The following is a 13,388-nucleotide window of genomic DNA, read 5'->3' as shown; positions in this document are numbered from 1 at the left end:
AGATAAGGAATCCTGAAATTTTTGTTGGAGGTTAGGGGAAACACCAGGTTGATTCATCTAACTACGGAAGTAGCTCACTTTTGTACAAAGAATCGCTTAATATATAAGGGAACTTTGTATATGTAATATATGTAAGTATACATAGAAAATTTTTTCTGCCCCTTAACATATTTAATAAAGAGACGGATCAAACAGAAGCCAAACCTCCTTCTGATACTCAGAGGGGGGTTTGGCCTTTTACGGTTATTTACAATTGCAGTACCCTTCGTATACCGCGTCAATTCCGTATTTGGTGTTTCAAGTAACCTTCCTTTACTTTTTAGATTCCGGGTATGGTTGATTTCCTTTTGTTGCCTTCCAAACAGCCAGATTGAGCTTTTTAGGGTCTGCCGCATCTGGTTTAGAGAAATCCATTTGCTTAGAAACCTGTGCCATCGGCGCTTTTTGCCCATTGATTGCAGTTAATGGATAGGTCGGTTGTTCAGCCGTATAAGGTGTAACGTTTGGTCGATTCGTGAACGCATTTAGCATCGGAATTGCAGAAGCATCGAACTGGGTCATTGACTTCATTCCCAAAATCATTTCAATGGAGCGATACATCGACATTTGATCATAGAGTGTGCTGTCCACTTTTCCTGTCTGAGTATAAGGACTAATAACGAGGGCTTCCTCACGGTGTGCATCAACATGATCCGCACCATCTTGGGCATCATCTTCCGCTACAACGATCGCTGTATCCTTCCAATTATTAGAATGACTTACCGTATCCACCAATTTTCCGAGTGCATAGTCATTTTGTGCCACATATGCTTGAGGTGTAGGATGTCCTGGTGATGTACCTTCAGTATGATCGTTTGGCAGGTAGACCATTTCGAGTTGTGGTAGGTTGCCATTTTGTTCAAATTGATTGTATTCCTTCGCCCATTCGTCTACACGCTGTACATCTGAAATTTTAAAACTCCAACCTGGATATTGAGGGTCGATGTTGTTCCCCATACTTGGATCATTCGGTGTAGATACCCCTGTCTTTTCATTGAAATTCACGGCCTCGCCGTAATCCCGGAACGATACACCAGATCGCATAGCATTGTTCCATAAATAACCTTGTCTTACTTTTGTTGCTGCATCGTCACTACCATTTTTACGTCCGGAGTAGTGTGCTGGCCAACTTTTTTCCGAATAGTCATTGGATTCAGCTTGCGTCATCCATGGATGTCCTTGCTCACTGACTTCTCCATCTGAATAGAAGTTATCGAGAGTGACAAATTGATTTGCGAGTTTGTGTAGGTTGGGCGTAACCGTTTTACCAAACTGTGTTAAACTTGGGTCACCATTGCCTTTTCCTAAGTCTCCAAACACTTGGTCGTACGTACGATTTTCTTTAATGACGTAAATGATATGCTTAATGGGGGATTTTTGATTAGTACCGCGAGGAATTGGCGAATCTTTTTCACTGGTTAGTTGACTTAACCAACCGCCACCTTTTACGTCATAGACTTTATTGTTTTCTTCAACCTGTTTAGTATATTTTACCAGTTGATTATTATCAGGTACATTAACGAAAGACATTGTTCCTTGCATCATATTTCCAATGTATTGATGCTGGCTGTTTGGTCCTGCTCCTAATCCTTTTGCGTTAAGTACCATTAGTTTTTTACCATTCTCAGTCAGATGAACTCCGGTTGGATACCATGCAGTCGGAATAAGGCCCTTCACACTTGCTTGTCCTTTATCGTGACCAAGATCTACCACGGCAATATCATTATTACCTGCATTTGCTACGTATAGTGTCTTCCCATCCGGGCTAACGGTTAATGCATTCGGTACGCTTCCCGTCGGTGCATTATGGTATGGAGCTAGGGAGATGGTTTGAACGACTTGCTGCTTAGGATCGATAATAGAAACTTCATCGCTGTCTGAGTTTGCTACATAGATGTTACCGCTGATCGGATTTTCAGCTAAAGCATTCGGGTGCAATCCTACAGGGATTGTCTTTTTAACGGTTAAATCCTTTGCATTCAAGACTGTAATGCTGCTCTCTCCCCAGTTACTTACATATAACGTACTTCCATCACGACTGAGAAGAGCCATGTATGGATCCTTGCCGACCGAAGTGGTTGCGGTGACAGTCCCTGTAGACAGATCAATGCTGGAGACGGAGTTATCCAAATTGTTCGCGGTATATAAGAACTTCCCATCAGGTGAGATAGAGATTCCTGCCGGATAGATTTTGGTGTTCTTTTGATTCTTCATAAGGATAGGGGATTGTTCGGAAAGGGAACCTTGATCGAATTTGAAAACACGAATTTTGTCATTACCAGCACCAGATGCATACAATTTCTTTCCATCAGGGCTGAAGATTACACCGAGGAAGAGAGTTTCAGGAGATTGGTAAGGGATTGTTTGAATGACCTTTTGCTGGGCAATATCCACTACCTGTAAGGATTGAGTACCTTGTCCATCGTTTGAAACTACGAGATAATTATGATCGGGACTGATTGCTCCACCCATCGGAAAATCACCCAAACTCAGTTGTTTTCCTGCTGGTGTTAGGGTCCAACCGTGAGGGGTTACGCCTGTCCCATTCACCTGAGGTCCAGCCCCTAAAAAAGAGGCCGCGTAAACAGAACCAGAACCAATAAGTACAGTTGCTAATGCAATGCCGGTAACTAACTTTTTGCGATTTTCCCCATTACCTTTCATACATCTCATCTCCTTAAGTAGTTATTAGTTCTTCCATAGACAACTCTAGCAGGGAAATGTGAATGTATGGTAAATTAAGTATTTCCATTTGTGATTTTTCGGTAATTTTCTTCCTTTATTTATGAGAGTGTATCATCACCTACACTTTAACTAGTGGCTCATGGTTGTGACAGAGATGGAGTGAGTGATGGCCTCTTTTGTATTTATCGCGATACAATGTTACTGCAAATTAATCTCGCTCTTACTCATTGCCTGTAGTTTGTATGCTACGGGCTTTTCTATTTGGCAAACGTAGTTTTGTAAATTGCCTGACCGTTGTCTGAATAAGGAGCAGTTTAAGTTAAAGAAAGAACATGGTGGAAAATGGTTAATATTGTATAATAATAACAATAGGAATAGTTAGGACAATATGGCTGTTTCGGAAGACGTTTTATTTGTTGTGTTAACAAAAAATTTTATTATATTTTTAACATATGCACAATATAACAATAATAATTAATTGATAAACTATCTTAAGTAATAATATAAACGACCGAAGTTAAAAAGGATTGAGATTAATGATTAGGTATATTGAAGGGATTTTGTGTAAGGCTTCTAACAATTCTCCTATGCTCTGTGTAGATAATACTATGCGGATTTCAATAATGAATGGAGAAGCGGTGCAATTAAACTATAATGGTGAATGGATTAGTGGTATACACATAGGTGGAAATATTATCAATTACGGAGGGAAGGATAAACTACGAATTGGTGATAAAATTAGAATTAGAAATAAAGACGCAGCTTATCCAATGACTTTCAAATAGACGTCCAATATCACCAAGCATTATGCTTAAAAATCTCACTTGATCAACACAGGATTTCCCAGAATTACAACAACCCATTTTAAATTGATTTTAACCAGCTCTGTATTTCCGTGGAAGAAATTGTTACACCCATTTGAAGTTAAGGGATTACGTTAAAATTGGTGCAGAAGGGATAGATGAACATGATTCGTGGGCGTGTATTTGGCTTCAATAAACATTCGGTTGTGCCTCAGAAAGATAAGCATGATAACAGGTCGGGTGAAGTCATTACTTATACCATTTCTGAGAATGAATTAGCGAAATATCGGCAGCTTCCACCGGTAAACTATAAAAAACCGATGTCCCTAGCTTGCCGGAAAAAATAACTTGGTCAAAATAATTTCCTCCTAAACCAGCTTGAATCTGCTTTCCTTCTGGTGTCATAATACCTGCCGTGCCTTAATCGCAGCCCTGTAATCCATCCCACCGGTATCGCTTAAGTATCTCCCCGTCAGGTTCCACCCCGATCCCCGGCCCATCTGGCAGTGTAACCATCCCGTTGTGAAGCGTGATAGGAAAAAGTTCGGTAAAGGGATTCTCCATCACATCCCACTCCACGGGCTCAATGGCTTCCCCCTTCATTTTGCTCCATGGAGGCAGGCACGCCATAGCGCATAGCGTAAACAGCCTCGACAGTGCACCATCAAATGTATGAGGCGATACCCGTACGCCAAACGTACGCGAAAGCATCAGCGAGTGGCGAAATGTATCCACACCTGACTCATGCATGATGTCCGGCTGAATGATATCTATGGCCTGATCCTGAAGCAGCGCAGCGAACAGCTCGGCCCCCTGCTGGTTCTCGCCTCCTGCTATTGGAACGCACATCTTTGTGCGCAGCAGCTTGTATTCCTTAACGAAGTTCGGCGGAAGCGGTTCCTCAAACCACATCATTTGCGGAACTTTCGCGAATTCCTGCTCCCAACGCAAAGCAGTAGCCAGATCGTAGCTCTGGTTGGCATCAACCGCTATCTTCATTTTATCGCCGAAAGTCTTGTTAACAGCAGCCAGATGCCGGCGATCCTCTTCAAAGGTCCTGCCGCCTATCTTAACTTTTATCATCGCAAAGCCGCGATCAAGCGCCTTCCCGATTAAATCAAGTGAACCATCCATCCAATGCTCGTCTTCTATGTAACTTTGAAATGATGCATAAACGGGAAGCCGCTCATGCTGTTGACCTCCCCACAAATTGCACAAAGACAGACCCGCAGCTTTAGCAACAATGTCGGTCAGCGCCATACTGACGCCTGCCGCCGCGCGTTTATTCCATCTGGACGCCTCTTTTACGACAGTCAGCCGATCCGTGGCTTTCTTCCCTAGCAAATAAGGAGTAATGCGGTACTGGAAAACCTGCTCCAGCGCCGGAAGCCAATCTATGCATTCTCCCCACCCCTGCACGCCTGATTTAGTCGTAATCCGAATTAAAAAGCAGGTTCGATATCGTTTGTAACCATTGGCGTCCCCATAAGCCTTTGTTAATTTGTGCAGTAAGGGAAAGGTATCGATTCTTTCAATTTGCAGTGGTGCCACCTCTTCCTGCCAGCGATGCTGAGCCAAACTTGCTTCATGTGGTTATACTTTCCTGACGAAGTAAAATTATGCGTTAAAATCAGCGAAGCCCAAGCACTTACATATATATGAATGCCTGCCATCCTAAAAAAACACCATGGGTCGAAGAGTCACCCACGGTGTCGTGCGCTTACAGAGAAGCGGACTTAAAATTGTAATCCTGCGGACTTGTTTTATCCCGTCCCTTCTCCACGCCAAAAGCACGAAGTACAAGGGTGAACACAATTGCAACCACGAAATTAATGATGAGCGCGTAAATCGCAGCATACGCTGAGATAACCGAGCTGCCTATGTGCAGCGGATATACAGAGTTGAAACCTTGTGCCACAGCCATATAAGTGCCAGACAGCATTCCAATTAACCAGCCGATCAGCAGTGCGGACCGGTGGAACCAACTGGTGTATAAGCCGACAATGACCGCTGGCAGCGTCTGCAGAATCCAAATTCCGCCGAGCAGCTGCAGATTAATCGCGTACTGGGTGGGCAGAAAAATAATAAAGAACAGCGCGCCCACTTTAACGATCAGCGATACGTATTTTGCCATATTAGATTCCTGCTTTGGCGTACAGGCCGGGTTGATGTATTCGCGATAAATATTTCGTGTAAATAAATTTGCAGCGGCTATCGACATAATGGCTGCCGGTACAAGCGCTCCGATTGCGATTGCGGCGAAAGCAAACCCGGAAAACCAGTCGGGAAACATTTTCAGAAAGAGCAGTGGCACGGCGCTGTTCGGTGTCTTTGTATTTATGCCCGCCGCTATGGCCATGAAGCCTAAGAGAGCAATAATGCCAAGAATAAAGGAATACGCCGGCAGCAGCGCCGCGTTTCGCTTAATAACGTCCCGGCTGCTTGAACTAAGCACACCTGTTAGTGAATGCGGGTAGAGAAATAGAGCTAAAGCGGATCCCAATGCAAGCGTCGCATACGGCATGTAAGCGGCTGGGCAGAGATTCACGCCTCCAGGTGGCTTATGTGTGGGCAGTACAGCTGCAGCCGCGCTAAAAATATGGCCAAAGCCTCCCAGTTTAACCGGAATGATGATAACAGCCGCAATCACTGTGATATAGATCATCAAATCTTTTACAATCGCGATGACAGCCGGGGCACGCAGACCGCTTGTATACGTGTATAGAGCTAGGATGGCAAACGCGATGATCAGCGGAATCTCTCCCTTAAAACCGCTCCCTGTGATCCCCATCGCCTCCAGAACAGCCTGCATACCCACGAGCTGTAAAGCAATATAGGGCATGGTTGCCAGGATGCCTGTAAAGGTCACAGCAAGGGCAAGTGCACGGCTATCATAGCGGTCCCGGATAAAATCCGCAATCGTAATGTATCCATGTTTTTTAGCAACAGACCACAGCCTTGGCATCACAACAAATACAAGCGGGTAAATTATGATCGTATATGGCACCGAATAAAATCCAAGGGCCCCTTTGCCGTACATGAGAGCAGGAACGGCGATAAACGTGTAGGCTGTATAAAGGTCCCCGCCTAACAGGAACCAGGTGATAAGAGTTCCAAACCGCCTCCCCCCGAGTCCCCATTCGTCAAGATGATTTAAGTCCGCCCGTCGCCAACGGGCTGCATAGAAGCCCAGGATGGTTACAAGCGCAAAGAAAAAGATAAAAACGATAAGTGCCGGCCAGTTCATATAAGAACCCCTTTCCAAAACAAGTTAAAAAGCTGCCCGCCGCTATTAATTCCGAGTAGCAAAATAGACAATTCCAGTTAAAACCGCGCTGATGGCAACCCATAAAAACTGGTACGTGTAGAAGAACGGGATTCCAAAAAACGCTGGGTTATTCGATGCGTAAAAAGGCGGCCAGAGCGTGGCTATAAACGGGATGATCAATAGGAGATACCATTTGTTCCAGGCTGCTTTGGGCTCGTGGTTTTCGTCCATGTAGTTCCCTCCTTTCTGGACAAGGTTACTTGCATGTTAATATTAATAATAGCTATTAATCAGAATTTTTGCATAAGTAATCGTTTCCGTCAATATCCAGTTCATTAGCTTAAGCAATTTGATACTAACCTTCCCTCGGCAAGTGACACCAAAGCAAAAAAAGCTGCCTCCGCATTTAACGGAAACAGCTTATATAATGTATGATTTATTCTTTCTGGGCCAACCCGTATGTCGCTGCGATAAGCACCATCGTAAGCAGGCTTACCAGCGTTCCATAGAGAGGCGATGTGACTACAACGCCAACAAAGATGACAGCCAGGGATAGGAGTGCAAACAAGCTGCCTGCTGGAAAGCGGATGGGTTGGGTTAAGCTCTCCAACTGTGCAAAACGGCTTCGCATGTGTGCCGCAGCAAGCAGCATCCATACAATAAGAACAGAATATCCGGGTATGACCATCAAGTAGTCAAACGTTTTTCCTTGGGCAAAAAAGGCAACAATAACGCCGATGTAAAGAAAGGATGTACTAACTAAAAGCGCCCGCACCGGAACACGCCGCCTCGAAAGCGAGGCAAAAAAGCGGGGTGCCTGTCCATCCAGCGCCTGATTGTACAGCATCCGGGATGCCGCGTACATACCCGTGTTTGTCGCAGACAGAACGGCAGTCAGCATCACGAAATTCATAATATCACCCGCGTACGGGATGCCCATCGCCTCAAAAACCGTCACAAACGGGCTTTGCACAGTTGATAAGCCATTCCATGGGACAAGGCTTACAATAACGAGGATAGGCAGTACATAAAATACCAGAATACGGTAGATTACGGTACGGGCTGCGCGTGGAATAACCCGCTCGGGATTTTCCGTCTCCCCTAGCGTCATCCCTACCATTTCGCTTCCCCCGAATGAGAACATAACAACCAGCATAGCCGATGCCAGTCCTCTTATGCCATGTGGCAAAAATCCGCCGCTGTCTGTTAAATGATGGAGGCCGACGGCAGGGTGGTTGGAATACCCCGTGAACAACAGCGTGCCACCCAGCAGAATAAAAAGAATAAGAACGGCTATTTTAATGCCGGCCAACCAGAACTCTGTTTCGCCGTATATATTAACCTGATAGAGATTAATCGCTGTGATCACAATCGATACAACCAAAGATAAAACCCATAGCGGCACATGATGGAACCAGTACTGCAGAAACACCGCAGCCGCAGCCGTCTCCGCTGCCATAACAAGCACCCAATCAAGCAGATACATCCAGCCCGCGAAGTATCCCGCAAAGCGGCCCAGTATCGGCTCAATTAACTCACGGAAGGTTTTCGCCCCTGGCCTGCGTACCGCCATCTCTGCCAGCCCCTGCATAACAAATAACAGAATAATGCCGCCAAACAAATAATCCAGCACCACCCCGGGGCCAGCCATGTCTATGGATGTGCTGCTGCCTTTAAACATGCCCGCTCCAATAGCGCCGCCAAGTGCAATCATCATAATATGGCGGGCTTTTAGGCTGCGGGCCAACTCTTCTTTTCTGTTCGTGCTCATTGAAACTCTCCTCTATCCTCTACTAAACTAAAGCCATTCTAAGCTCTGGGCTAACTCCTTAAAGGTAACACAAAAGACTTTATGAATAAAGTAACAGACTATTCCTTGAAAACCACCACCTGGATGAAAAAGGCCCCCTCAGAGATGAGGGAGCCAATTTGTTGAGTTTTATACTATTCAACAACTTTCTTCTTTAAAAAGTTGACAGTCAAAGCGGTTACAAGCGTACCCACAACAATAGAAATGATGTAGCCAGGAATATTGCCAACAACCGGGATGACAAAAATCCCACCGTGCGGAGCTGGCAGCGTACACTTAAAAAACATCGAGAGACCGCCGGCCACTGCTGAGCCGAGCATTGTAGCCGGAATGACCCTGCTAGGATCAGCGGCAGCAAACGGAATCGCGCCTTCTGTGATAAAAGTGGCGCCTAGTACATAAGCCGTTTTACCCGCTTCCCTTTCCTGCCGGGTAAATTTACTTTTAAACAGCGTGGTGGCAAGAGCAAGCCCAAGCGGTGGTGTCATGCCCGCCGCCATTATAGCCGCGTGTGGAAGGTAGTTATGATTGGCAATCATCGCGATACCGAACGTAAACGCCGCTTTATTAACCGGTCCACCCATATCGAACGCCATCATGGCCCCGAGAATGATTCCCAGAAGAACGGCATTTCCTGTACCCATATTGCGCAGCCATTCAGCCAGTGCATTGTTGATAAACGTTACCGGCGGCGAAATCACGTATACCATGCCAAGGCCCGTAATCAGAATGCCCAGCAGCGGATAGAGCAGCATCGGCTTAATTCCTTCCAGTGACTGCGGCATTCGGGCAAACAGTTTTTTAAGCCCGACTACGACATACCCTGCAAAGAACCCGGCAATAAGACCGCCAAGGAAGCCAGCGCCGGAAGTAGAGGCTAACATCCCGCCTACCAAACCAGGGGCCAGGCCAGGCCTGTCTGCGATGCTCATCGCAATGTAGCCTGACAGCACAGCTACCATAAGTGCAAAAGCCGTGCCTCCGCCAATATCCATTAAATGTTTAGCGAACGGGAAGAAGCTCGGGTCTTTCGGATCGGCCGACTTAATCCCAAACATAAAGCTAATCGCGATGATGATACCGCCTCCAACAACCAGCGGGAGCATGTTAGAAACGCCGTTCATTAAATGCTTGTAGAAAGCAGGCTGTTTCTTTTTCAGTTCAGCTTTGGCTTCGGCAATATTGCCCGTATAGGATGCAGCGCCGGATTGTCCTCCATATACAGGGCCTCTGCGTTCAGCTGCGCGGGTGAGCAAGTCTTTTGGGTTGCGAATGCCTTCCGCAACAGGCGCTTCGATGACCACTTTGCCAGCAAAGCGATCCATCTCCACCTGTTTGTCTGCCGCCACAACAATGGCAGTTGCTTCAGCGATTTCCTGCGATGTGAGCTGATTTTTTACGCCGCCTGAGCCGTTTGTTTCGACCTTAATGTCGTAACCAAGCGCTTCAGCGGTCTTCTTAAGTGAATCCGCTGCCATGTACGTATGCGCAATGCCTGTCGGACAGGCCGTAACAGCCAGGATTTTAATCAGGTTTTGCTTGGAGTGTTCAACCGTTTCGGATGTTTCTGAATTTTTAGCTCCTGCTTCCGCATTTTCCCGCTCATCAATCAGGGACAAAATCTCAGCCTCAGTGGTTGCCTGCATGATTTGCTGGCGCAGTGTCTCATCCATTAACAGCATCGAAAGGCGGGCCAGCGCATCCAGATGGGTGTTATTTGATCCTTCAGGCACGGCAATCATGAAAAAAAGGTGCGCAGCCTCTCCGTCTAGCGACTGATAGTCGACACCAGATGTTGAACGGCCAAATGCGATACGCGGCTCTTTGACCGCTGTGGTTTTTGCGTGAGGAATCGCAATTCCTTCGCCAATGCCAGTCGTACTCTGCGCTTCCCGGGCAAGAATCGCCATTTTCATCTGTTCTCTGTCGATTAAATACCCGCCCCTGTCAAGCGAATCTATTAATTCCTCAAGGACTCCCTCTTTTGAAGAAGCTGCCAGATTCATCGTTATTGTATCGGATTGTAAAAGTTCCGTAATTTTCATTAGGTATTCTCCCCCTTTTTTAAAATAATGTGAGGCAGGAAGGCTTCTATGCTTTCCGGTGTGCAGAATCCTTCAGAGAGTGCAGTCGCACTTCCGGCAGCTACCGCAAAGCGAAAGGCTGATTCTACATCTTCTTGCCGGACGTATTGGTATAAAAATCCAGCCACCATAGAGTCCCCCGCACCAATTGTATTAATCGGTTTTGACCGCGGAATGCGGGCGATAAAGGCTTCATGATGATTGACCAAAACCGCGCCCTCTCCACCAAGGGAAACGATTACATTTTCCGGTCCCAGCGGCAGTAATTTCCTCGCATAAGTGATCGCTTCTTCAGCGGTTTCAATGGGTACTCCGAACAAATCACTCACTTCCTGCTGGTTTGGCTTAATTAGAAAGGGCCTCTCTTCAAGTGCTTTCTCAAGCGCTGCACCGCTTGCATCCAGAAAGATGCGCACCCCTTTAACCTGGAGCCGCTTCATGATTGTTCCGTAAATCCCCTGGTCCAAACTGCCAGGTACGCCGCCTGATAGCACCAGCGTATCCTTATTTGTTAAACGGGACAGCCGCAGCAGGAGCGCATCCAGCTTTTCCCGGGGAATACGCGGGGAAACGCCGGTTAGCTCCGTTTCCTTCTCTGCGTGGAGTTTGATGTTAATCCGGGAATCTTCTCCAATGCGTAAAAACTCGGTATGAATGCCGGCTTCAAGCAGTTCACCTTCAATAAATCTCCCGGTAAAACCACCTGTAAAGCCAAGTGCCAGGCTTTCCATGCCAAGCTTTTTTAGCACCAGGGAAACGTTTATTCCTTTACCGCCTGCCGTTTTTCGTTCCTTCTGTACACGGTTTAACCCGCCTTCTGTAAAGGCTGGAAGCGTGATATGATAGTCAATCGATGGGTTTAATGTAAGTGTGTAAATCATGCTATCACCGTTATCATCTTAGTTTTTTTGCTGTATGCCTGTTTAACTTCATCTGCGCCATTATCGGTAATAATCGTACAATCCTGTAAATCCGCCACTTTAGCGAATGTTACCTGTGACAGTTTGCTGCTGTCGCACAGAACATATTTTTCATCGGAAAGCGAAACTGCCAGTTGTTTTATATAAGCCTCACCCGGATCCGGCGTGGTAAATCCCATATGCTCATGCACTCCGTTCATCCCAAGAAAACACTTGTCAAAGCGGTACTGCTGAATAGAAATAACCGCGCCTCTCCCGACAAGCGATAAAGTAGGCGCTTTCAAATCGCCGCCAAGCAAAATGGTCCGTACCTGAACACTCAGCAATTCGGTTGCCGTATTTAATCCGTTCGTAACAGCAATAATATCTTTTCCTGCCAAAAAGGGAATCATGTGAAGCGTAGTGGTTCCGGCATCGATAAAGATACAATCTTTCGTCTTGACCAATGATGCGGCATGACGGCCAATTGCCCTTTTTTCCGCATCATACACCGCTGTTTTCTCCGTAACTGTCGGTTCTTCTATTTTATTATGGAAGTGCGTACAACCCCCGTGAACCCGTTTGAGAAGCTTCTTTTCTTCTAATTCACTTAAATCCCGGCGGATCGTAGACTCAGAAGCACCTGTTGTATCGATAATCTCTTGAATATGAAGGACCGATTTATCTTGTAGCATGGAGAGGATAAGCTGATGACGTTCTGGACCTAACAGAACCATTCCCTCCTTTCCTGTGTATCTATAGTCTTATCTTAAAACAAAAAACAACCAAAATCAATCATTAATAATCAAATACATTCATAAACTATCAACAGAGTAAGAAAAACATCGCGGGACATGCGGCTCACGATGTTTTTCTTAGGTGTTTCGAGACCGGAGGTCCCATTTAAAAAATCGCTCAAGGCACCAACACTTTGAAGCACATAAACTCCATATCAAAAAAGAGAAAGGGACCTATCGGTCCCAGCAAAAAATAACTTAAAGCAATATACTTATACGACAAAAAACGATGCCCTTCCTTTAACCGGCCGGGCATCGTTCAAAGATTTGACTATGCAATTTCGCTAAGAATGGCACGCTACATATTGGCTAATGCCATTGAACAGTAAGGGTAATACTCGCTGCAAATGCGTTCGTTATCGAATGCGCACCGCTCTTGATCGAACCAAAAACCTGCTTAACTGCTCAAAAGCATGCAACTGGCTTTTATAGACTTCAGACACCTCAAGTATTTTCTTCAAAATGGATAGAGGGAGAATTTCATCCAGGGATTGGTCAAACATATAAAGGTTGTCCTTTACGATTTTCTCCATAATTTCTGCCAGAGCTTGATGCTCTGGATGACCGTATTCCCCCCGCAAATTATGGGTAACGATCCGCTCATATTTCCGTTCATTAACGGCTCTTTCTAGATCTCTCTGTATTTCAGGCCGGTTGATATGGTGGGTCCAGCCGTCTTCGTAATTCCACATTTCATATTCCGCGCCTACCATCTCCATCGCCCGGGAAAACTCCTTAGATCGAACCGGATTATCCCGATTGGTAACACAAATAACTTTCCAGCCATCTTCCATCAGGAGCTCATTTCCGCCAAAGATCATTTCATCATCCGGGTGTGCAACTATCATTAATTTATTTACAGTCATGTTTGCGATGCCTCCTAATAGAATTTTTTACACAAACGGCAACCGGAACCGACAAGTAAGCTTCATAAATCTTTACCCATATAGAACAGATCGCTATCAGTTAAATAGTGGTACCATAGCGGCTGTGGTGGATGCAA

Annotated in this window: 11 protein-coding genes; 2 read left to right on the top strand and 9 right to left on the bottom strand. The window is 45.7% G+C overall.

Going from position 1 to position 13,388, the window contains the following annotated elements; translation table 11 throughout:
• Window positions 1-312: 312 nt before the first annotated feature.
• Window positions 313-2,703, bottom strand: a complete 2,391-nt coding sequence (locus tag PP175_RS04705) for a beta-propeller fold lactonase family protein (protein ID WP_272441677.1) — start codon at window positions 2,701-2,703, stop codon at window positions 313-315.
• 557 nt (window positions 2,704-3,260) lie between these two features.
• Between PP175_RS04705 and PP175_RS04700 the strand changes: the two genes are divergently transcribed.
• Window positions 3,261-3,509, top strand: a complete 249-nt coding sequence (locus PP175_RS04700) for a hypothetical protein (RefSeq protein WP_272441676.1) — start codon at window positions 3,261-3,263, stop codon at window positions 3,507-3,509.
• Window positions 3,510-3,685: 176 nt separating this feature from the next.
• Window positions 3,686-3,874: a hypothetical protein gene (locus tag PP175_RS04695; protein WP_272441675.1), complete on the top strand. Its 189-nt coding sequence runs from the start codon at window positions 3,686-3,688 to the stop codon at window positions 3,872-3,874.
• A gap of 73 nt (window positions 3,875-3,947) precedes the next feature.
• Here PP175_RS04695 and PP175_RS04690 read toward each other — a convergent pair whose 3' ends face one another.
• From PP175_RS04690 to PP175_RS04655, 8 genes are all read right to left on the bottom strand, one after another.
• Window positions 3,948-5,069, bottom strand: coding sequence for a mandelate racemase/muconate lactonizing enzyme family protein (locus PP175_RS04690; protein WP_272443186.1), 1,122 nt, complete (start codon window positions 5,067-5,069; stop codon window positions 3,948-3,950).
• 178 nt (window positions 5,070-5,247) lie between these two features.
• A complete protein-coding gene (gene mctP, locus PP175_RS04685; protein WP_272441674.1) occupies window positions 5,248-6,774 on the bottom strand; it encodes a monocarboxylate uptake permease MctP in 1,527 nt (508 codons plus the stop codon).
• A gap of 45 nt (window positions 6,775-6,819) precedes the next feature.
• Window positions 6,820-7,026 (bottom strand): DUF3311 domain-containing protein, encoded by a 207-nt coding sequence (locus PP175_RS04680; RefSeq protein WP_272441673.1) that lies wholly within the window; start codon window positions 7,024-7,026, stop codon window positions 6,820-6,822.
• 205 nt (window positions 7,027-7,231) lie between these two features.
• The gene (locus PP175_RS04675) at window positions 7,232-8,566 is read right to left on the bottom strand and encodes an amino acid permease (protein ID WP_272441672.1); all 1,335 of its coding nucleotides are present in this window, start codon (window positions 8,564-8,566) and stop codon (window positions 7,232-7,234) included.
• Window positions 8,567-8,739: 173 nt separating this feature from the next.
• Complete coding sequence (locus tag PP175_RS04670; protein ID WP_272441671.1) at window positions 8,740-10,650, bottom strand: PTS fructose transporter subunit IIABC; 1,911 nt, start codon at window positions 10,648-10,650, stop codon at window positions 8,740-8,742.
• Entirely contained in the window at window positions 10,650-11,570 is a 921-nt protein-coding gene (gene pfkB / locus PP175_RS04665; protein ID WP_272441670.1) for a 1-phosphofructokinase, read from the bottom strand. Before pfkB ends, PP175_RS04670 begins: the two co-directional genes overlap by 1 nt.
• Window positions 11,567-12,319: a DeoR/GlpR family DNA-binding transcription regulator gene (locus PP175_RS04660; protein ID WP_272443185.1), complete on the bottom strand. Its 753-nt coding sequence runs from the start codon at window positions 12,317-12,319 to the stop codon at window positions 11,567-11,569. Before PP175_RS04660 ends, pfkB begins: the two co-directional genes overlap by 4 nt.
• A 422-nt stretch (window positions 12,320-12,741) precedes the next feature.
• Complete coding sequence (locus PP175_RS04655) at window positions 12,742-13,251, bottom strand: PIG-L family deacetylase (RefSeq protein ID WP_272441669.1); 510 nt, start codon at window positions 13,249-13,251, stop codon at window positions 12,742-12,744.
• Window positions 13,252-13,388: the final 137 nt, after the last annotated feature.

Source organism: Aneurinibacillus sp. Ricciae_BoGa-3, assembly GCF_028421645.1.
Classification (GTDB): Bacteria; Bacillota; Bacilli; order Aneurinibacillales; family Aneurinibacillaceae; genus Aneurinibacillus_B.
Note: the sequence above shows the minus strand (reverse complement) of the source record. Positions and strands in the feature narration are given on the sequence as shown.

Coding starts and splice junctions, on each gene's coding strand:
- PP175_RS04680 (WP_272441673.1), bottom strand. CDS start 7,026: ATGGACGAAAACCACGAGCCCAAAGCAGCCTGGAACAAATGGTATCTC.
- PP175_RS04655 (WP_272441669.1), bottom strand. CDS start 13,251: ATGACTGTAAATAAATTAATGATAGTTGCACACCCGGATGATGAAATG.
- PP175_RS04675 (WP_272441672.1), bottom strand. CDS start 8,566: ATGAGCACGAACAGAAAAGAAGAGTTGGCCCGCAGCCTAAAAGCCCGC.
- pfkB (WP_272441670.1), bottom strand. CDS start 11,570: ATGATTTACACACTTACATTAAACCCATCGATTGACTATCATATCACG.
- PP175_RS04705 (WP_272441677.1), bottom strand. CDS start 2,703: ATGAAAGGTAATGGGGAAAATCGCAAAAAGTTAGTTACCGGCATTGCA.
- mctP (WP_272441674.1), bottom strand. CDS start 6,774: ATGAACTGGCCGGCACTTATCGTTTTTATCTTTTTCTTTGCGCTTGTA.
- PP175_RS04695 (WP_272441675.1), top strand. CDS start 3,686: ATGAACATGATTCGTGGGCGTGTATTTGGCTTCAATAAACATTCGGTT.
- PP175_RS04700 (WP_272441676.1), top strand. CDS start 3,261: ATGATTAGGTATATTGAAGGGATTTTGTGTAAGGCTTCTAACAATTCT.
- PP175_RS04670 (WP_272441671.1), bottom strand. CDS start 10,650: ATGAAAATTACGGAACTTTTACAATCCGATACAATAACGATGAATCTG.